The sequence below is a fragment of the Candidatus Hadarchaeales archaeon genome, from assembly GCA_038736355.1.
In the GTDB taxonomy this organism is placed as follows: Archaea; Hadarchaeota; Hadarchaeia; order Hadarchaeales; family WYZ-LMO6; genus WYZ-LMO6.
In genome coordinates this window covers 238,000-255,937 of record JAVYML010000003.1, presented here as the reverse complement: position 1 = coordinate 255,937, position 17,938 = coordinate 238,000, and the positions used below count along the sequence as shown (strand labels likewise).

Annotated in this window: 23 protein-coding genes; 2 read left to right on the top strand and 21 right to left on the bottom strand. The window is 49.8% G+C overall.

Annotated features, from left to right (window positions below; translation table 11 throughout):
• Positions 1-564, bottom strand: a complete 564-nt coding sequence (locus tag QXG22_06210) for a DJ-1/PfpI family protein (GenBank protein ID MEM0359577.1) — start codon at positions 562-564, stop codon at positions 1-3.
• Positions 565-614: 50 nt separating this feature from the next.
• Between QXG22_06210 and QXG22_06205 the strand changes: the two genes are divergently transcribed.
• Positions 615-1,313 (top strand): nucleotidyltransferase family protein, encoded by a 699-nt coding sequence (locus QXG22_06205; GenBank protein ID MEM0359576.1) that lies wholly within the window; start codon positions 615-617, stop codon positions 1,311-1,313.
• Here the strand turns inward: QXG22_06205 and QXG22_06200 are convergent.
• Positions 1,300-1,980 carry a hypothetical protein gene (locus tag QXG22_06200; protein MEM0359575.1) on the bottom strand — a complete coding sequence of 227 codons (681 nt, stop codon included), beginning with the start codon at positions 1,978-1,980 and terminating at the stop codon, positions 1,300-1,302. The genes QXG22_06205 and QXG22_06200 overlap by 14 nt on opposite strands.
• Positions 1,981-2,069: 89 nt before the next feature.
• Here QXG22_06200 and QXG22_06195 point away from each other — a divergent pair, with 89 nt between their 5' ends.
• A complete protein-coding gene (locus QXG22_06195) occupies positions 2,070-2,990 on the top strand; it encodes a branched-chain amino acid transaminase (protein ID MEM0359574.1) in 921 nt (306 codons plus the stop codon).
• Here the strand turns inward: QXG22_06195 and QXG22_06190 are convergent.
• From QXG22_06190 to ilvD, 19 genes are all read right to left on the bottom strand, one after another.
• Entirely contained in the window at positions 2,987-3,967 is a 981-nt protein-coding gene (locus QXG22_06190) for a DHH family phosphoesterase (protein MEM0359573.1), read from the bottom strand. The genes QXG22_06195 and QXG22_06190 overlap by 4 nt on opposite strands.
• A complete protein-coding gene (locus QXG22_06185; GenBank protein ID MEM0359572.1) occupies positions 3,964-4,320 on the bottom strand; it encodes a prefoldin subunit beta in 357 nt (118 codons plus the stop codon). Before QXG22_06185 ends, QXG22_06190 begins: the two co-directional genes overlap by 4 nt.
• Positions 4,296-4,577, bottom strand: coding sequence for a KEOPS complex subunit Pcc1 (locus tag QXG22_06180; protein ID MEM0359571.1), 282 nt, complete (start codon positions 4,575-4,577; stop codon positions 4,296-4,298). The genes QXG22_06185 and QXG22_06180 overlap by 25 nt, the downstream gene beginning before the upstream one ends.
• Positions 4,578-4,581: 4 nt before the next feature.
• Entirely contained in the window at positions 4,582-4,713 is a 132-nt protein-coding gene (locus tag QXG22_06175) for a DNA-directed RNA polymerase subunit P (GenBank protein ID MEM0359570.1), read from the bottom strand.
• Between the two features lie 4 nt (positions 4,714-4,717).
• The gene (gene rpl37A / locus QXG22_06170) at positions 4,718-4,954 is read right to left on the bottom strand and encodes a 50S ribosomal protein L37Ae (protein ID MEM0359569.1); all 237 of its coding nucleotides are present in this window, start codon (positions 4,952-4,954) and stop codon (positions 4,718-4,720) included.
• A 4-nt stretch (positions 4,955-4,958) separates the two neighbouring features.
• Positions 4,959-5,720 (bottom strand): exosome complex protein Rrp42, encoded by a 762-nt coding sequence (gene rrp42 / locus QXG22_06165; protein MEM0359568.1) that lies wholly within the window; start codon positions 5,718-5,720, stop codon positions 4,959-4,961.
• Positions 5,717-6,445 (bottom strand): exosome complex exonuclease Rrp41, encoded by a 729-nt coding sequence (gene rrp41, locus QXG22_06160; GenBank protein MEM0359567.1) that lies wholly within the window; start codon positions 6,443-6,445, stop codon positions 5,717-5,719. Before rrp41 ends, rrp42 begins: the two co-directional genes overlap by 4 nt.
• On the bottom strand, positions 6,445-7,125 hold the full coding sequence (gene rrp4, locus QXG22_06155) for an exosome complex RNA-binding protein Rrp4 (GenBank protein MEM0359566.1): 681 nt from the start codon (positions 7,123-7,125) through the stop codon (positions 6,445-6,447). Before rrp4 ends, rrp41 begins: the two co-directional genes overlap by 1 nt.
• Positions 7,125-7,817: a ribosome assembly factor SBDS gene (locus QXG22_06150; GenBank protein ID MEM0359565.1), complete on the bottom strand. Its 693-nt coding sequence runs from the start codon at positions 7,815-7,817 to the stop codon at positions 7,125-7,127. Before QXG22_06150 ends, rrp4 begins: the two co-directional genes overlap by 1 nt.
• Before the next feature lie 10 nt (positions 7,818-7,827).
• Positions 7,828-8,550 carry an archaeal proteasome endopeptidase complex subunit alpha gene (gene psmA, locus QXG22_06145; GenBank protein ID MEM0359564.1) on the bottom strand — a complete coding sequence of 241 codons (723 nt, stop codon included), beginning with the start codon at positions 8,548-8,550 and terminating at the stop codon, positions 7,828-7,830.
• Positions 8,551-8,869: 319 nt separating this feature from the next.
• Positions 8,870-9,316 carry an RNA-binding domain-containing protein gene (locus tag QXG22_06140; protein MEM0359563.1) on the bottom strand — a complete coding sequence of 149 codons (447 nt, stop codon included), beginning with the start codon at positions 9,314-9,316 and terminating at the stop codon, positions 8,870-8,872.
• 20 nt (positions 9,317-9,336) lie between these two features.
• Positions 9,337-9,765, bottom strand: a complete 429-nt coding sequence (locus QXG22_06135; protein ID MEM0359562.1) for a 50S ribosomal protein L15e — start codon at positions 9,763-9,765, stop codon at positions 9,337-9,339.
• Positions 9,762-10,664 (bottom strand): hydroxyacid dehydrogenase, encoded by a 903-nt coding sequence (locus QXG22_06130; protein ID MEM0359561.1) that lies wholly within the window; start codon positions 10,662-10,664, stop codon positions 9,762-9,764. Before QXG22_06130 ends, QXG22_06135 begins: the two co-directional genes overlap by 4 nt.
• Positions 10,665-10,688: 24 nt before the next feature.
• A complete protein-coding gene (gene argG / locus QXG22_06125; GenBank protein MEM0359560.1) occupies positions 10,689-11,870 on the bottom strand; it encodes an argininosuccinate synthase in 1,182 nt (393 codons plus the stop codon).
• A 1-nt stretch (position 11,871) separates the two neighbouring features.
• Positions 11,872-13,377, bottom strand: a complete 1,506-nt coding sequence (gene argH, locus QXG22_06120; GenBank protein MEM0359559.1) for an argininosuccinate lyase — start codon at positions 13,375-13,377, stop codon at positions 11,872-11,874.
• Positions 13,370-14,500, bottom strand: coding sequence for a 3-isopropylmalate dehydrogenase (locus tag QXG22_06115; GenBank protein MEM0359558.1), 1,131 nt, complete (start codon positions 14,498-14,500; stop codon positions 13,370-13,372). Before QXG22_06115 ends, argH begins: the two co-directional genes overlap by 8 nt.
• A gap of 38 nt (positions 14,501-14,538) precedes the next feature.
• Entirely contained in the window at positions 14,539-15,024 is a 486-nt protein-coding gene (locus QXG22_06110) for a 3-isopropylmalate dehydratase small subunit (GenBank protein MEM0359557.1), read from the bottom strand.
• Entirely contained in the window at positions 15,021-16,268 is a 1,248-nt protein-coding gene (locus tag QXG22_06105; GenBank protein MEM0359556.1) for a 3-isopropylmalate dehydratase large subunit, read from the bottom strand. Before QXG22_06105 ends, QXG22_06110 begins: the two co-directional genes overlap by 4 nt.
• A 4-nt stretch (positions 16,269-16,272) precedes the next feature.
• A complete protein-coding gene (gene ilvD, locus QXG22_06100) occupies positions 16,273-17,922 on the bottom strand; it encodes a dihydroxy-acid dehydratase (GenBank protein ID MEM0359555.1) in 1,650 nt (549 codons plus the stop codon).
• Positions 17,923-17,938 lie beyond the last annotated feature (16 nt).

Sequence of the window (17,938 nt, the reverse complement as noted above, 5' to 3'; positions counted from 1 at the left end):
TTATCTGAGTTTTGCCCCCAAGTGGGCGAGGGTGGCCTTTTTTACCTCCTCAGCCTTTTTTCTTCCCGCCAAGCGCTTCAGGAGTTCCAGTGCAAAGGCAAAAGCAGTGGCAGGACCCATGCTGGTAATCACCTTTCCATCCACTACCACCAATCCCTTGGAAGGTTTTCCTCCCGCTTTCTTCAGTTCGGCCTCCATTCCTGGATAAATGGTGCTTTTCTTACCCTTCAACACTCCGGCCTCTGCGAGGACGGAAGGAGCACCGCAAATGGCGGCCACTATCTTGTTCTTTTGGGCGGCTTCTTTAACCATTTCCAGTACCCTTTGGTTTTTCTTCAGGTTCTCGTATCCCGGATAGCCACCAGGACAAATCACGGCATCGAAGTCCTCGACCCTGACCTCTTCCAGTTTTTTGTCTGGTAGTACCTTTACCCCATGGGATCCCTCTACGGGTGTTTCCAAGCCAGCTGTTACCACTTCCACTCCACCCCGCCTGAGGAGATCCACTATGGTCATGGCCTCTATTTCCTCGAAACCCGGAGCTAGGAAGACGAGGGCCTTCATCATTTTTTTTCCTCGGGGGAGTTTTAAAAATGAGTGGGTAAAGGAGAGGGATGGAAGCGGTAGGGATGATCCTTTGTGGAGGTTACGGTAAGAGGCTCTTTCCCCTCACCCAAGCCATACCTAAGGTCTTGCTGGAACTGAAAAGGGGATATACCATCCTCGACCACCAGCTCTCCCTCTACCGCAAGGCTGGCATAAGGAAGGTATACCTTTTGGCTGGGTACAAGGCCGAGGAGATCGAGAAAAGATATGGAAGGAGTTGGGAGGGAATGGAGCTGGAATACGTTGTGGAAAGAAAGCCCCTTGGAACCCTCAACGCCCTTAGACTTGGGATGAGGAAGGCCAGAAAGGAAGCGGTAGTGAGCAATGGGGACGTGGTAATGGAGATGGACTTTAAGGGGATGTGGGAAGACTTCAAGAAATCTGGGGCCCTAGCTTCCCTTTTGGCGGTAAGGATGAGAAGTCCTTACGGGATCCTGCGCCTGAGGGGGAAGAAAATTGTTTCTTTCGTGGAGAAACCCCTACTTCCCCACTATGTCAATGGAGGAGTTTATTGTCTCAGTCCTCTCCTCCTTCCCAAGATGGAGAAATTCAAAAAGGGAAACGTGGAACAAACTCTTTTTCCTGAACTGGCCAGGGAAGGAAAGTTGAGATGCTATAAGGCAGAGCTCCCCCTTTGGATTCCAGTGGATACCTTCAAGGATTTGGAAGAAGCTAGGAAAAAACTGGAAGAACTCAGAGCGGTTTAAGGGCTTCTGGAAGAAGGGTCAAAAAGGCGGAAGCTTCTCCCCTCTTGGCTTCTCCGAGTAAGAGGAGGACCAATACCTCTTCTTTCTTCCACACGGCTCCATCCATGTTTTCCCTTTCCAAGTAGAAGTGACCCCTTCCCGGATAGCTTTCGTAGAGCCAATCACCGAGCCTAGCCAAGATTTCCTGCAAACAATTTTTGGCTTCTTCCGGTGAGGGAAAGAGAAGGGTGTAAAGGGCAAGCCTCCTCCCTTTTTCGCCTTCCCAAATCCTAAAAAATCCTTCCCCTTTCCCTGGCGTTCCCAACAAGGTTTCCTCTTTTACTCCCCCTTCGCTCACCATTTTCCATCCTTCAAGGGAAATCTCCCTGAGGCAGGAGAGGAGGTTGGGCTGAGGTTTTTCTTCTACAGCTTCTTGAGGCTTGGTCTCCTTTTCTTCTTCCAAGGCCTCTTTGAGCTTGGAAGCTATTTCCTTCCTCTCTTCTTCTGGGAAAGGAGATTCCTCTCCCCTTCCTAAAAGGGGAAGGGCCACCAAGAGGAGTATAACAAAAGCTACACCCACCGCGAAGATAAAGGCTATCTCTGGGGAGGAAGGAAAAAAAGTGAAGAGGAAAACCGCTAGAGCAGTAATTCCTATAGAGCCCAATGCTAAGATTCTCGCCTGTTTCATGCCCGTCTTATAATTTGGAGGGTGAGTCCTTATAGAGGTGTAGGCTTTCCCAAAAACCTCTTTTAGCCAAAATTTTTTAGGAAAATTGAATGAGTATCAATCCAACCAAGTTCATTTGGATGGATGGAGAGCTGGTGCCCTGGGAAGAAGCTAAAGTACATCTCCTCACCCATACCCTCCACTACGGTTATGGGGTTTTTGAGGGAATAAGATGTTACAGGACTTCTAGAGGTCCGGCCATCTTCAGACTCAAGGATCACATGGAAAGACTTAGACGCTCTGCAGAAATAGTGGGAATGAAGCTTCCTTATTCGGTGGAAGAGCTGATAGAAGCTGCCAAACTCGTGGTTAGGGAGAACGGGCTGGAGGAGTGTTACATAAGACCCATCGCCTATTGCGGATACGGGGTCATGGGTTTGAGTCCTAGAGGAGCCCCGGTGAGGGTGGCGATAGCGGCTTGGCGATGGGGAACCTACCTGGGTGAAGAAGGACTCAAGAACGGGGTGAGGGTGAAGATTTCCCCCTACCGCAGGATTCACCCCTCCATCCTTCCCCCCCACGCCAAGCTGGTGGCAAACTATGCCAACTCCATCCTGGCCAAGCTGGATGCGTTGGATAATGGATATGATGAGGCCCTCATGCTCAATCTTTCCGGCAATATCTCGGAGGGGCCTGGCGAGAACATCTTCATAGTGGAAAGGGGGGTGTTGATTACCCCTCCAATTTCGGAATGTGCTTTACCTGGCATCACTAGGGACTCCGTCCTCCAACTGGCGATGAGGGAGGGTATACCCGCCAAGGAAGAACCCATCTCCCTGGAAAGGCTGTACAAAGCAGATGAAGCCTTTTTCACGGGTACGGCAGCTGAAGTCACACCCATAAGGGAAGTAGAGGGTCATCCCATAGGCAAGGGAATAAGGGGGGAAATAACGGCCAGGCTACAGGAGTTGTATTTCAGGGTGGTGAGGGGAGAGGAAAAGGGTTTTGAGCATTGGTTGGATTGGGTCTAAGATCCCAAGATTTCCTGCAAACGTTTCAGAATGAATTTCTTGACTTCCCCAAGATTTCCTTTTCCCGTAGCGCTGGCAGCTCCTGCATGTCCCCCTCCAGAACCCTCAAAAGTTTTTGCCACCTCTTGCATGAGCATACCCAAATGAAGTCCCTTGGTCTCGCAGATCTCTGGCGTAGCCCTCCCAGAAATTCTGAATTCCCCCTTTTCCTCCGAACCCACGAAGCTGAGATCTGCTCCCAGTCTGAGGAGGGCGGAGGCCGCATCTGCCTCGAAAGCGCTGAGTTCAGAAAAAACCACCAAATAATCGTTGAAGGCCTTGAGTTCCATCCTTTGTGCGGCTTTGAGCATGGCTATGCGTTTGGATCTATCTTCCGGTAACTTCAGGAGCTCCAGCAGCTTCCTATAATCGGCACCATGTTTTATCAGCTCACAAACGGTTTCCAGCGTGGAGTTACAGGCCAACTTCAGTCCAGCAGTGTCGGTGAGGATTCCCGCTAAGAGGAGATTGGCCTGATCAGCGGAAGGGGGTTTTCCCATTTCCTTGAGGAGGAGCAGGACCATCTCCGCAGAGGAGGTGATTTTCTCCTCCACCCAAGAGCATTCTACTTCCTCCTTCATGCCCTCAACCTCGGAATGGTGGTCTATTAGAAGGATAGGTTTTCCCCTTATTTCCTCCCCCATTTTCCCAACGTGCTGGAAGCTGGAGGCATCGACTATCACCACCAAGTCAGCTTCGAGGGAGGTTGAAGTACTCACCTCCCTACCATATTTTTCTAGCAAGAGCTGGGCAAGCTTGTTCATACCTTCAGGGATCACCACTTCCGTCTTTGCTCCCAGGGATTCCAAAACCTCTGAAAGAACGATGGCGCTTGCTACCCCATCCGGATCTGCCTGTTGGTGGGAGAGAAAGAGGATTCTCCCACCTTTCTTTGCCTGGGCCAGCAGGAGTTCTGCGACCTTTCTCTGAGGAGTCAAGCTTCAGTCCTTCTGGTTTTAAGAGCCTCCTCCAATTTCTGTTGTAACTCTCTCAGTCTTTCCGTTACCCTTTCTTCTTGTCGTTCCAGAGTTTTTACCCTCAACTCCAAGGTTTCCCGTTGCTCTTCGAGTTCCTTTTTGAGTTCTTCCTTGTTGGCCCTAATCAGAAGGGGTCCCACACCTTTATAAACAGCCGCGTCTTGGGGACTCTTTTCCAATTCTTCTACCGCCTTTTTGGTCTCCAGCAATAGCAATTCCAACTGCTGTCTCTGTGCAGCCAATGCTTGCGCATGTTGCTGGGCCTGCTGGTATTGTGCTACCATGTGTTTCAATTGCGGGGGGAGTTCCTCCATCTTTCTTCCTCCTTTAGTTCTATCATATCACGCACTACCGCCACCAATCTGAGGAGGGAGTTCAGGGCTGCACGCAAGGAGGGTGTATCCCTTGCCCTAATTTCCAGTTTTAGAATCCTCCCCCTCCTCAGGAACTTGACTATGCTCCTTTCCTTTCCAGGTAAAGCTTCTTCAGGTTTCAGGGCTACATAAGCCTTCTCTGCTAAGCTTGGGGAGGAAAACAACATTTCCACCTCTGCTTTGGAATAAACCGTCATTTCTTCACCTAGCCTTTACCCTACGCACTACGGGTTGACGTACCTTATAGAAAATCCTGAAACCGCAGTGCGGACAAACTATCCTTTCAAGTTTTTGTATTTCTATGATTTCGCCACACCTATAGCACTTGTACATCTCCTCATCCTCCGGTGCCCCCCGTTGAGGGTGGGCGATAGGCTTGACCGGCAAATTTACTCCCGCATTTAAAACATTCCCAAATACCAGTACTGGTTCTCTTAAGCTTTTTGGCTCCACATGAGGGACAGACCTTCCTTCCAGCTTTTTCAGCCTCTATCTTCGCCACAAGCCTTCTGTCCTTCAACCCATACCTGGGACCGTATTTCCCGGCCGCTCCCACCTTTTTCGTCCTTCCCATCCTCTCACAGCTTCCTCCTCAGTTCTTCTCCACATTTTCTTGCAAGCTCATAGGCCCTTTCTACCTCTTCCCTGCTGAAGAATCCACTCCCCCCCTTTTGCATGGCACAAATGTTTCCGTTCTCTAGGGTTGAAATGGTCAGACGGGCATCTGCCGTGTTTTCTTCCTCAAGTCCGGCATCTACCATCATTACTCCATTGAGTTTTACCACAGTTACCGCAACGGGTTTGCCCCTTACGGGGAAGGCGGGGAGGGTCCATTCTTCTGAGGTTGGAGGTTTAACGTCGTAAAGGGCCGCCACACTCGCAAGCACGGAGGCATCTATGAGATTTCCATCATGATCGAGAACGTAGATATCCACGAAGACCGCCCAGACTTCCTCACCCTCCTTGATACAGAGCTTTTCCAGGTCTATCATCTGGGATTCCCTTATCGTTCTATCCACTACCCTGGCTAGTTCTATGGCATTCTCGTTGGGTGGACCGGGTTCAAAGGTAGGCGAGGCCAACGGGAGTAGTTCAGCATTTACTACCAGAATGCCGGCATTGGGAGTGTCCGGGAAGGGTTCCCCCTTTTCCAATTTTACTCCCACCATCACTTGGGTATTACCCAGCTTGACCAGTGCTGAACCTTGTGCGGTTCCTATCACTCCCCTCTCTATCTTGATTTCCCTGTATTGGTCTAGGGCCCTTCCATCTATTCTCTTCCCTTGACTGGCGAGCTCCGCCAGATATTCCCTCTTCACACTCGCTATAAGTTCCTTCATCTTTCTTCCTCCATGGGCAGGTATTTTTCCTTCAAGGCCTCCTTTTGCACCTCGTAAATCTTTTCTATTCCTTTGAAGGCAAGATCCAGTGCCTGCCTGAATTCTTCTGGGGTCAAGTTTCCATCCATTTGAAGGAGAGTGATCTGCTTTCTCCTGGGCATTACCGCTATAGGCATATCGGCCTCTCCCCATTGGTCCTCCTCTTTCATCAAATCCAAAACCACCACGCCATCCACCTTTCCGGCTGAAATCCCCGCTACTAAATCCCTCATGGGAATACCCGCATCGGCAAGGGCAACCGAGGCAGCAGTGATCCCTGCCGTTCTGGTTCCAGCATCTGCCTGGAGGATTTCGATAAAGACGTCTATCACCGCCCTGGGATAGAGGTGAAGGAAGAGTACTGGCTCTAGGGCCTCCCTTATCACTTTGGAGATTTCCATGGACCTCCTATCAGGTCCTGGCCTTTTCCTCTCCTCTACGGAGAAAGGTGCCATGTTATACCTGCAACGGAGTACGGCCACGTCAGCCTGTTGAAGGTGTCTTGGATGCATTTCTTTGGGACCATAAACGGCGGCTAAGATCTTGTTTTTTCCCAGTTCTATGTACGCTGAGCCATCGGCACGCTTCAAAATCCCTGCTTTAATGCGTAGTGGTCTAAGCTCGTCGGGTAACCTCCCGTCTAGCCTCCTTCCATCCACTATTAGCCTTTCGGGTTTTCCCGTCATCATCTTTCCTTCTCCAGTTTGGCTTTTATTCTATCCGTAAGTCCAGATAAATGTGCTTCTCTTTCTATTAACAATATAGCTTCCACCACCGAGTTGATTTTTTTGGGATCCTTTCCCCTAACCAATATCCTCCCGTTGAGCCCCACCTCCAACTTGCAACCCGTGGTTTCTTCCAATACCTTGAGCATAGAACCTCTCCTTCCTATTACCCTTGGGACCTTAGCAGGGCTTATTTCTACCAGTCTTCCCCCCCTTATTTTTCCCAGTCCTCTTTCTGAGGCAATTAGCTGTACCCTCCATCTTTCGTCCACTTTTCTCACCTCAGCTATTACGGCATCACCAATCTTCAAGAACTTCCCCAGGTCTTCTTTGAAGACATCCACTTTCCTTCCCACCAAGTCGGATACCATGAGGTTGCCCGTATAAGGGGAGTTCAGGTCCACAATCCACCCAAAGGGATGGGTGTCTATGACAATACCAATCACCTTATCACCCTGTCTGGGTATGTACCTACCTTGGAGGGAGATCACACCAACGCTTTTATCCCTCACTTCTGCTAACCCCACCACGGCAGAGAAAATCTTCCCATTTTCTATGAAGGTACCTTCCCCAGCTTGGTATTCCTCGTCGGCCAGTAGCTTGCCTGGAACTACCAATTCACGGTTACTTACAAAGAGCATCACAACACCTTAGTCTGGGCTTCTCCCCTGGTGAGATCGTTCAGTCTGTCGAAAAACTCTGGTTGGAAACCTGCTGGAATTTCCACCAGTAGTACCAAAGAACCATCGGAGAGCCATTCCTCCTTCTTCACCTCAGCCATGTTTCTGATGGCATGTAAAGACTTACCCGCATAGGCTGGTGGGATTTTGATAGCTATTCTTCTCGTCTCGAACTTAAGGGGAAGAATGGATTGAATGGCTTTCAACACGGCGGGAAGTTGATCCTCAGCTTTTTTGAACTCGTCTATCCCCACCTTAGCTTGCCTTATGGCCTCTTCTACCCTTGTAGGTGGATGGGGGAGACCCGTTTGTGGATTGATGGCCCTCTTGGCGATGATGGAAGCTATTTGCTTCAATTTTTCCTCCCTCATTTTCTTCCTTTGTTCGGTGGTGAGCTGGATCTTTCCCTTCTGGAGGATTTGTTCAGTTATTTTTCTCACATCGTCGGTTCCGAAAGCCTTCAGCAGAGCCTCTCTCGAAGCCGTTTCCCCTTTACTGGCATCTTTAAAGACCTTTTCCACGGCCAAAAGCTCACTCATTTCCACGGGTTTACCCTCCTTGAAGACCTCCACCAACCTTGGATCCACTAGTATCTCAAAATTCATCCCTTGAATGGAAAGTCTGGCCACGACGGCTTCTTCCAGCTTTACCATTTTCTCCCCACTACTTCAACTTGGAGAGATATTCGGCAATCTCTTCATTGGTGAGCTTTTGGAATTTCCTGGTTTTGAGGGGGATGATGGCGGCTTCTAGCTTGGAAGGCTCAAGCTCTCCTTCCACCACTAGCCGAAGGGCTCTAAAGGCTAAAAGCACCGCTTCTTCCAAACTAATTTTTTCTACGTATTCCTTTTCCAGGAATTCCAAGACGGTTGGTGCACCCCCTCCTATGGCTTGGGCCTTGTAAGCTGCCACCACGCCACTTGGATCCGTTTCAAAAAGGTGGGGGCCATCCCTATCTATTCCACCTATGAGAAGCCTGACCCCGAAAGGTCTTACTCCTCCGTGTTGGGTGTAGAGCTGCTTTAAGTCCCCTATATGTTTGGCTATGGACTGTACACTGATAGGTTCATCGTACCTCAGTCTATTTATTTGGGCTTCTATTCTCGCATTTTCGATAAGGACCCTGGCATCTGCTATCAGACCGGAGGCTGCCGCCCCCACGTGTTCGTCTATTTGAAAGATCTTCTCGATGGAATATTCCTCGGCAAGTTTGTTCCTCAGCCTTCTTTCCGCCGCCAAAACGATCCCATCCTTGGCTTTTATCCCGAGGGCGGTTAATCCCTTCTTTACGGCTTCTTGGGCATACTGCACTTGGAAGAGCTTTCCGTCGGGGCTGAAGACCGTTATGGCCCGGTCGTATCCCGCTCCTGGGGGTGGGAAAACCATATCAGGTCTTATTTAATCAGATGAGTTCATATTTAACCCCATCGTCCCACGTTTAGCGCTCATGAATATCCCTTATCTCGTAGGAACTTTCTCTTCGCACTCTTCATAGTGCCTGAAACCCCCAATACTTTCACCCCTTCCCAAGAGGCCAGAAGTCGTTTGAGTTCCCCCACCTGCTTATGACCACAACGCAGGAGTACCCAGCGTGGATGAATGGGGATCAGTTTTAGAAGGGGATGCTTTAAGCTGGGGTTTTTTTCCAGTAGGATCCTCCATCCTTCATGCCAAGATTTTTCCCCCTGATTCTTTAGTTCCAAAACTATGTATCTTCTCCTGACCCTTTCCATTTTCCTCCCTTGGTCCTGAGAAACTCCAAAAGCTCCTTTTTCTTCAAACTTCCGCTTTTCAAAGTCAAGTGTATTACCTCATCTCCCCCCTTTAGTACCCACCTTCCCCTACAGGCTTCCTGTTTGTCCAGCCTCAGGTAGAGGTTTCCCTCCTTATCCAAGTGTTGGTCAAACTTAGGAAAGAGGGAAGCTAGATTTTCGATCTTATCCAAGAAGAAGGATAATACCTCCTCCATCTCCTTCCCCTTCACCCTAGCCTTCAGAAGCACCAAGGGATTACCATAATGCCCTTCCAATTCGACCCTCTCCACCCTTATCTTGGCGGGAAGAAAGTTCTTCAAGGCTTCCATGATTTTGTTTTCGTCTTCCGTGGCATGTACCAGTACCTTTACGGTCACTTCCCTAATGGGAGGCTTCATCCCATCCCTACTGATCCCTTTCAAAGGAGTCCCCTAGCCTTCCTCCCTGCCGCGGTAAGTCCTCTGAAGACTCTTCCCCTAGCTTTTATCTGTGAGAGTTGTGGATCGCTTTTAATTGCAGGATGGTGGGGATCGATCAATATCACCTCGAAATACTCGTTCTTTCCATCGGAATCCACCCAATAGGAGTTGAGGACCTCCAAGTTGGGGTATTTTCTGGCTGCTCTTTCCTCGGCTATCCATTGAAGGCTTTTGCGTGGAGTGAATTTTAGAACTCCCATCTTACTGGGCTTCCTACCCCTGGAGGGTCGGGGTTTCCTCCTTCCTCCCTTTCTTACCCTTACCCTGACTACTATCACACCCTGTTTGGCCTTATAGCCCAAGGCCCTAGCCCTTTTTATCTTGGTAGGCTTGCGAAGTCTTACCACTGAAGGCTCTTTTTCTTTCATCCCCTTTCTACCCCCATCAACTCCTTTAGTTTCTGAGAGAGGATAAGAGCTATATTCCTTTGGGATTCAACCGTAGAGGCTCCCAAATGGGGGGTGGGGATTACCTGCTCAAGGGAAAGGAGCTCGAGGTTTTTGGTGGGTTCTTCTTCGAAAACGTCCAAGCAAGCTCCTGCAATCTTTCTTTCCTTGAGGGCTTTGACCAAGGCCCTTTCATCCACGATTTTCCCTCTCGAGGTATTTATCAGAACAGCAGTGGGTTTCATGAGGGAAAGCTCTTTTTCTCCTATCATCCTTTCCGTTTGTGAATTCAGGGGTACGTGAATGCTCACAAAGTCTGCTTCTTTGAGGAGGGTGGGAAGATCCACATATCTTACCCCAGCTCTTTCCATTTCTTCTCTTCTCACCAAGTCGTATCCCAAGACCCTCATGCCAAAAGCTAAAGCCTTCAAGGCCACTTCCCCCCCTATCCTTCCCACCCCTATCACTCCAAGGGTTTTTCCCTTCAGCTCAGTGCCTATGAATTTCTCTCTATCCCATTTTCCTTCCTTCATTTCCTTGTAGGCTTGAGGAATCTTCCTAGCCCAGCAGAGCATGAGGCCTATCACCAGTTCGGCCACGGCAGTTTTGGAGGCTTCTGGGGCGTAAATCACCCTGACACCTTTTTCCTCTGCAGCTTTCACGTCGATGTTGTCTATTCCTACTCCTGCCCTCGCCACGATTTTGAGTTTCTTTCCCGCTTCGATCACTTTCCTTGTTACCTTGGTAGCACTCCTCACTATCAAAACTTCATAGTCTTCAATCTCCCTGCAGAGCTCTTCTTCAGAGAGTCCTGGCTTGACTACTATCTCTCCCAATTTTTCTATTTCTTTCAAAAATTCCTCAGAAACGTGATCGGTGATTAGAATTTTCAGAGTTGCTCACCTTCAGAGACCTCTTTCTCCAAAGATTTGATATTGGAGGGTGAAGAGCCTGACCATTCCTTCAGCTTCCCTTTGATCTAGACCTTTCTGTTTCACCGATCTGAGCTGGGGCAAGAAGAGGGAAGAGGGGGACTCTCTCTTCACTATCCTCATTCCTCCCTTGTAAAGTTCTACTTGGATTGTACCGTTTACATTTCTTTGAGTGGAATCGATGAAGGCATCCAGATCTTTTTTCAGGGGATGCAACCAAGAAGCATGATAAACTAGGTCGGCCCAAAGCTTGTCTATTTCCCTCTTCACCCTCAACTGCTCTTTGGTTAGGGTAAGGTGCTCCAAATCCGCATGAGTGTAGAGGAGGATGGTCGCAGCGGGGGCTTCGTAAAGTTCTCTAGATTTTAGTCCCAACATGCCGTCTTCTAGAATGTCGATGATTCCTATGCCATTCTTTCCGCCCACTTCGTTGAGATAGAAAATCATTTCTACGGGATCCTTTATTCCATCCACTTCCACCGGGACTCCCCTTTCATAGGTAATGGTAACCAACGTGGGCTTGTCAGGGGCCTTTTCTGGTGGTACCACCCAAAGATAGTCCTCCGGGAATTGTGAAACCAGATCCTCAACCTGTCCGCTCCCTATGGAATGGGACCACATGTTGATGTCCCCACCCAGCTTTCCTTTGGGTCTTTTGGGCTCCACCCCATATTTCCTTAACATTTCTTCCTCCTCAGCCCTTGAAAGATTGAGTTCCCTCACAGGAGCGATGACCCTGGTGTTAGGGAGATAATATCTGAAAACGGATTCCACCCTAAACTGGTCGTTGCCCTTCCCCGTACACCCATGAGCCACCGCCTCTGCACCTTCCTTTTTCGCCACTTCGGCTACCTTGGTGGCTATCAATACCCTGCTCATCGAAGTGCCTATGGGGTATCCCTCATAACTTCCATTGGCCTTGATACACCTATGGATGTACTCGGTAACGAATTCCCTTTTGGCGTCGATAAACCTTACCTTGGCCCCAAGTTTTTCCGCCCTTTCAAAGCCCAGCTTTATTTCCTCTTCTCCCTGCCCCACATCAACTAGCACGGGGATAACTTCATCGTACCCATACCTTTCCCTCAGGAGGGGAATGAGAAGGGTGGAATCCAAGCCACCGGAATAGGCCAAGGCTACTTTTTTGGCGGACATTTTACCCTTTTTCCACTTTCGATATATAAGCCTTTACCAGCTCGACCAACTTTCTGTGGGCTTCCTCCACCTTTTTCTCCCTTCTTTTCAGCAGGGCCCTCCTTTTTCTCACTTCTCGCTTCCTATTCCTCAACATCCTAGCGGTCTCTCTGGGGGAGGGACTTCCCAGGGTCCTCCTCATCTTCAGGGAAAAGAGAGGATCCAGATATCTGAGGAGCTGGGGGTCGATTTCTATCTTTTTGCCCAGCACCCTTTCGGCAGCTTTTTCCAACAAATCCTTGGAGAGTTCCCTTACGGTGAGTCCGGAGGAGAGGGCTTCCCTTACCGCCTCTCCCACCACCGCATGGGCCTGCCTGAAGGAGAGCCTGGCTTCCCTTACCAGACCTTCGGCCAGATCCCAAGCCAAGGCCCAGCTGGAGGAAGTTGAGGAAACCATTTCCTCCTTTACCTTCATCGTCCCTATTACACCCTTCATGATCCTCAGACACTCCCTTGTTTCGTCCAGGCTTCTCCACAGAGGAGGTTTTACCTGCTGCAAATCCCTGTTGTACCCACTGGGTATACCCTTTAAGAGGGTCAGGAGGGAAAGAAGGGCTCCATGGACTTCTCCGACCTTTCCCCTTATGAGTTCTAGGGTACATGGATTCTTTTTCTGGGGCATGGCGCTGGAGGTGGAAGAGTATTCATCGGAAAGTTCCACATACCCAAACTCTTTCGTGGACCAAAGGATGAGATCTTCCGCCATCCTGCTCAGATGGACCATCAGGAGGCTCATGCAGGCGACAGCTTCTATCACCACATCCCTGGAGCTCACAGCATCCAGAGAATTCTCTACGAGCCCTTCAAAGCCCAACAGGGAAGCGGTCCTCTTCCTATCGAGGGGAAAGGTGGAACCACCTACCGCTCCTCCTCCCAGCGGGGAAAGGTTCACCCGATGATAACACTCCTCTATTCTATCGAAATCTCTCAGGAGGGCATCAAGTTGGGCTAAGAGGTAATGCCCGAAGGTTCCTACCTGGGCATGTTGAGTATGCGTGAGGAAGATGATGGGGGTCTCCAAGTTTTCTTCAGCCCTTTTCAAAAGGACTTCCATAAGGTCCAGAAGATGGGAGGAAAGGAAGTTCAGTTCCTTTCTTAGCCTTAGCCGTAAATCTAAGGCCACCTGATCGTTTCTAGACCTTCCCGTATGGAGTTTTCCCCCTATTTCCATCCCAACCTCTGCTATTACCCTGCTTTCCAAGAACTCGTGGATGTCTTCGAACTTGCCCTCTATCCTCAACTTTCCTTCCCTGTATTCCTTCCTTATCTTCTCCAAGGAAGAAAGGATCTTCCCCAGCTCTTCTGCGGAGAGAATTCCCTTCTCGTAGAGCATGATTTCGTGGGCTTCCGTTCCATCAATATCCTCTTCCACTATTCTTTCATCCTCTTTCAATGAAGAGACGAACCTCCATACTTCTTCGGGAAGTCCTCTGGATACCCTGGCCCTGTAAATCCCCTTTTCATCCATGTAGTTCCCTCAACTTTCTTACCACCGCATCCCCTACCTCATGGGTTTTGGAGCTACCACCCAGATCGTAGGTCAAACATTTTCCTTCCCTAAGCACTTCCTTCACCGCCTCTTCCACGGCACGAGAAGCCTCTTCCTCTCCCAGTTCTTCCAACATCATTTTTCCGGCCAAGATGGTGGCCAGGGGATTGGCAACTCCCTTTCCAGCATACTTGGGGGCGGATCCGTGGATGGGTTCGAACATGCTTATTCCCTCTGGATTCAGGTTCCCTCCCGGTGCCAAGCCCATTCCTCCCTGCAGCATGGCACCCAAATCAGTTATGATATCACCGAACATGTTGGGTGTCACTATCACTTCGTACCACTCGGGATTCTTCACCATCCACATGGTCATGGCATCTACGAAAGCCATTTCCGTTTCTATTTCCTTATAATCTTCAGCCACCTTCTGAAAGACCTCCCTCCAGAGACCATACAGATGGGTGAGGACGTTGGCTTTATCCACCGCCGTTACCCTTTTTCTCTTTTCCTTCCTGGCCAGCTCGAAGGCATACCTTATGACCCTTTCCGCCCCTCTCCGGCTCATCACTCCAAGTTGATAGGCTATTTCCTCTTCGTCACTTTCTAAGTCTATTCCAAGCTTGAGTTGGTAGAGTTCCCTCACCATCAGATGTTCTTCTCTCCATTTTCCCCTTCCCCTCCCCCCCAGTCCCACGTAGAAATCTTCGGTGTTCTCCCTTACTACATAGAAGTCTATATCCTCCGGTTTTTTGTCCCTGAGGGGACAAGGAACACCCGGATAAAGCTTGACGGGTCTGAGATTGATATATTGATCAAAATAAAACCTCAGAGTGAGGAGGAGACCCTTTTCCAACACTCCCGGGGGGATTCTGGGATCTCCTACCGCTCCCAAATAGATGGCATCGAACTTGGAAAGTTCCTTCAGATCCTCTTCCTCCAATAACTTCCCCGTCTTGAGATAGTATTCTCCACCATAGGGAAACTCTTCGAAGGAAAGTTCTATCCCCTTCAGTTCCGAAACGGCTTGGAGGACCTTTATCCCCTCTCTTATTACCTCTGGCCCTATGCCATCGCCCGGTATAACGGCAATCTTGTATCCCATGGGTCTCAATTATTTGGTGAGACTCCATTATAACTCCTTTATTTCCCCTTGGATTTGAGGTAGGATAGGAGACCACCAGCTTGAAGGATGGAAAGAATGAAGTCTGGGAGGGGTTCGGCCTTCATTTCCAGGTTCCTGGTAAGGTTCCTTACCACTCCCTTGGCCAAATCGTATTCCACTTCTTCTCCGGTGGAAAAGGAAGTCCTCACACCCTTGCAAACCATCACGGGAAGGCCTTGGTTCACGGCATTCCTGAAGAAGATTCGGGCGAAGGATTCGGCTATTACCGCTCCTATTCCTGCTCCTTTTAAGGCCAAGGGGGCTTGTTCCCTGCTAGAACCGCAACCGAAGTTCTTACCCGCTATGATGACATCTCCCTTTCTGACCTTAGAGGAAAATCCAGGTATGAGGTTCTCGAAAACGTGCTTTCCAAGCTCATGCGGATCCCTTTTGACCAGATATCTGCCAGGAATGATATCATCTGTGGATATGTTATCTCCCAATACCCAGGCCCTAGCCATCATACATCCCTCGGATCGGTCAGTCTGCCCTTCAAGGCGGAAGCGGCAACGGTGGCAGGGGAGGCCAAATAAATTTCGGCCTCAGGACTTCCCATCCTGCCCAAGAAGTTGCGATTGGAGGACGACACGCAGACTTCTCCTGGACCCAACACTCCTATGTAGCTCCCCATACAAGCCCCGCAACCCGGTGGACCAAGGATGGCTCCTGCTTTAACCAACCTCTCTATTATTCCCAATTTCAAGGCTTCCAGATAGGTTTCCCTGGATGCGGGAACGACCAGCATCCTCACGCGCGGGTGGATTTTTCTTCCCTTGAGAATTTTGGCTGCTTCTAATAGGTCTTCGGTCCTACCGTTGGTACAGCTTCCCAGGAAAGCTTGATCTATTTCTTTTCCCTCCACTTCCCTTACGGGTTTTACGTTGTCCACCCTGTGAGGACAGGCCACTTGTGGTTCCAACTTCGATAGGGAATAAATCCTTTCCTCCGCGTATTCAGCGTCCGGGTCGCTTCTTATCTCTTCGAAGGGGAATCTGGCTCTCCCTTCCACGTATTTCCTAGTCAAGGTATCGGGAGGAACTATGGCCGTCTTGGCCCCCATTTCCACTCCCATGTTGCAAAGGGTCATTCTGCCCCCAATGCTCATTTTCTTCACTATTTCTCCATGAAATTCCAGAGCTTGGTAAGTAGCCCCATCTGCTCCAATTTCCCCTACCAAGTACAGGATAACGTCCTTAGGATATACTCTTCTCCCTAGTCTTCCCTCCAGCACTATCTTCACGCTTTCGGGGACTCTCAACCAAAGCTTTCCAAAAGCCATGGCGGCAGCTAAATCCGTGGATCCAATTCCCGTAGCGAAACTTCCGAAGGCCCCGTAGGTACAGGTGTGGGAATCTGCTCCCAAAATCAGGAAACCAGGAAGGGCGAAGCCCTTTTCCGGAAGTACCTGATGGCAAACCCCTTCCGCAAAAAAGTTTTCTATCCCCTGTTCTTTTGCGAAATTCCTCATCATGACGTGGTCTCGGGCTATTTCTATGGAATTCGGAGGCATTTGATGGTCGAGGATCATCACGACCCTTTTGGGATCCCATACTCTATCAGCTATCTCCCTGAAGCTCTCTATGGCGAGCGGACCCGTGATATCGTTCATCATTACCACATCCACCCTAGCTTCCACGATTTCTCCAGGTTCTACCCTTTCCTTCCCCGCTTTTTTGGCCAACAATTTCTCCGCTAAACACTTTCCCAAGTTCTCACCTTCTCACGGCACCGGTGGCAGCCGAACTGGCATGTTCGGCGTAGAACTTCAGATAGCCGGAAAGGGGTAATCTTCTGGGCTTGAAACTCTTTTTTCTTTCTTCCAACACTTCTTTTTCCACGAGCAATTCGAGCTTGCCCTCTCTTGCGTCGATAAGAATTTTATCTCCATCCTCAACAAACGCTATGGGTCCTCCCTCCGCCGCTTCAGGAGAAACATGTCCCACACATATCCCCCTCGTACCTCCAGAGAACCTACCATCGGTCACCAAGGCTACTTCTTCCAGCATGTTCATACCGGCGAGCAGGGAAGTGGCAGAAAGCATCTCCCTCATACCAGGACCACCTTTAGGACCTTCGTACCTTATTACCACCACTTCACCCTTTCTGATCCTCCCTTCGGAGATAGCCCTCACTGCAGCTTCTTCCCCGTCGAAAACCCTTGCTTTACCCAAGAACTTTAGGCTCTTTATTCCCGCTATTTTCAAGACGGCACCTTCCGGAGCGAGATTTCCGTAGAGTATCGCTATTCCTCCCTTTTTCCTATAAGGTCGGGAAAGAGGTCTTATCACCTCGCTCTCTATTACCCTCACACCCTTCAAGTTGGAAGCCACCGTCTTTCCCGTCACGGTGAGGGGAGTTCCCTTTATCAACTTCCCCAGTTGTTTCATCAAAGCAGGAATTCCGCCAGCTTCGTGTAAGTCAACTACCATATGTTCACCGCCTGGCCTAAGACTGCAGAGTTGTGGAACTTTCTTACTCAGCCTATCGAAAACTTCTAGAGGGAGATTGATCCCCACCTCTCTAGCAATGGCTGGAAGGTGGAGTATGGTGTTGGTGGAACCTCCCAAGGCCATGTCCACCACGATCGCGTTTTCGAAGGCACTTCTGGTTAGGATTTTGCTCGGCCTTATCCCCCTCCTGAGCAACTCTACTATTTGCTCTCCTGTTTTTCTTGCCAACTTAAGTTTCTCGGAGCTGACGGCCGGACAGGTGGATACCCTCGGAAGGGACATTCCCAGAGCTTCTATGAGACAGGCCATGGTATTGGCAGTGAACATGCCGGCACAGGAACCAGGGGTAGGGCAACACCTGTCTTCTATCTCTAGAGCTTCATGCTCTTTCAGTCTCCCGCTCTTCACCTCACCTATGGCTTCGAAGGCCGTGATGATGTCCACCCTTTTTCCCTTCCACTCTCCCGGGAGCATGGGACCACCCGTGAACATGATGGAAGGAAGATCCACTCTTGCCAAACCCATAAGCATGCCTGGTTCTATCTTATCGCAGCTGGCGATGGCTACAACGGCATCGAAGGGATAAGCCCTGAGCATGAGTTCGAGACTATCGGCTATGAGTTCTCGAGAAGGTAAGGAATAACGCATACCATCGGTACCCATGCAAATCCCATCGCAGATGGCAATGGTGTTAAACTCCATCGGAGTTCCTCCTGCAGACCTTATCCCCTCGGCCACAGCCTCGGCGATTGTTCTCAGATGAACGTGTCCAGGTACTATCTTACTCCAAGAATTGGCAATGGCAATGAAGGGACGGTTGAGATCTGTATCGTTGTATCCACAGGCTTTCAGAAGGGCTCTTTTGGGCAGGCCCTCTATCCCCCCCACCACCTCTCGGCTCCTGAGTTTCATCGAGGTCTACAAAGGT

Coding starts and splice junctions, on each gene's coding strand:
- QXG22_06210 (MEM0359577.1), bottom strand. CDS start 564: ATGAAGGCCCTCGTCTTCCTAGCTCCGGGTTTCGAGGAAATAGAGGCC.
- QXG22_06205 (MEM0359576.1), top strand. CDS start 615: ATGGAAGCGGTAGGGATGATCCTTTGTGGAGGTTACGGTAAGAGGCTC.
- QXG22_06200 (MEM0359575.1), bottom strand. CDS start 1,980: ATGAAACAGGCGAGAATCTTAGCATTGGGCTCTATAGGAATTACTGCT.
- QXG22_06195 (MEM0359574.1), top strand. CDS start 2,070: ATGAGTATCAATCCAACCAAGTTCATTTGGATGGATGGAGAGCTGGTG.
- QXG22_06185 (MEM0359572.1), bottom strand. CDS start 4,320: ATGGAGGAACTCCCCCCGCAATTGAAACACATGGTAGCACAATACCAG.
- QXG22_06180 (MEM0359571.1), bottom strand. CDS start 4,577: ATGACGGTTTATTCCAAAGCAGAGGTGGAAATGTTGTTTTCCTCCCCA.
- QXG22_06175 (MEM0359570.1), bottom strand. CDS start 4,713: ATGTACAAGTGCTATAGGTGTGGCGAAATCATAGAAATACAAAAACTT.
- rpl37A (MEM0359569.1), bottom strand. CDS start 4,954: ATGGGAAGGACGAAAAAGGTGGGAGCGGCCGGGAAATACGGTCCCAGG.
- rrp42 (MEM0359568.1), bottom strand. CDS start 5,720: ATGAAGGAACTTATAGCGAGTGTGAAGAGGGAATATCTGGCGGAGCTC.
- rrp41 (MEM0359567.1), bottom strand. CDS start 6,445: ATGACGGGAAAACCCGAAAGGCTAATAGTGGATGGAAGGAGGCTAGAC.
- rrp4 (MEM0359566.1), bottom strand. CDS start 7,125: ATGCTCTTTGTAAGTAACCGTGAATTGGTAGTTCCAGGCAAGCTACTG.
- QXG22_06150 (MEM0359565.1), bottom strand. CDS start 7,817: ATGGTAAAGCTGGAAGAAGCCGTCGTGGCCAGACTTTCCATTCAAGGG.
- psmA (MEM0359564.1), bottom strand. CDS start 8,550: ATGGTTTTCCCACCCCCAGGAGCGGGATACGACCGGGCCATAACGGTC.
- QXG22_06140 (MEM0359563.1), bottom strand. CDS start 9,316: ATGAAGCCTCCCATTAGGGAAGTGACCGTAAAGGTACTGGTACATGCC.
- QXG22_06135 (MEM0359562.1), bottom strand. CDS start 9,765: ATGAAAGAAAAAGAGCCTTCAGTGGTAAGACTTCGCAAGCCTACCAAG.
- argG (MEM0359560.1), bottom strand. CDS start 11,870: ATGTCCGCCAAAAAAGTAGCCTTGGCCTATTCCGGTGGCTTGGATTCC.
- argH (MEM0359559.1), bottom strand. CDS start 13,377: ATGGATGAAAAGGGGATTTACAGGGCCAGGGTATCCAGAGGACTTCCC.
- QXG22_06115 (MEM0359558.1), bottom strand. CDS start 14,500: ATGGGATACAAGATTGCCGTTATACCGGGCGATGGCATAGGGCCAGAG.
- QXG22_06110 (MEM0359557.1), bottom strand. CDS start 15,024: ATGATGGCTAGGGCCTGGGTATTGGGAGATAACATATCCACAGATGAT.
- ilvD (MEM0359555.1), bottom strand. CDS start 17,922: ATGAAACTCAGGAGCCGAGAGGTGGTGGGGGGGATAGAGGGCCTGCCC.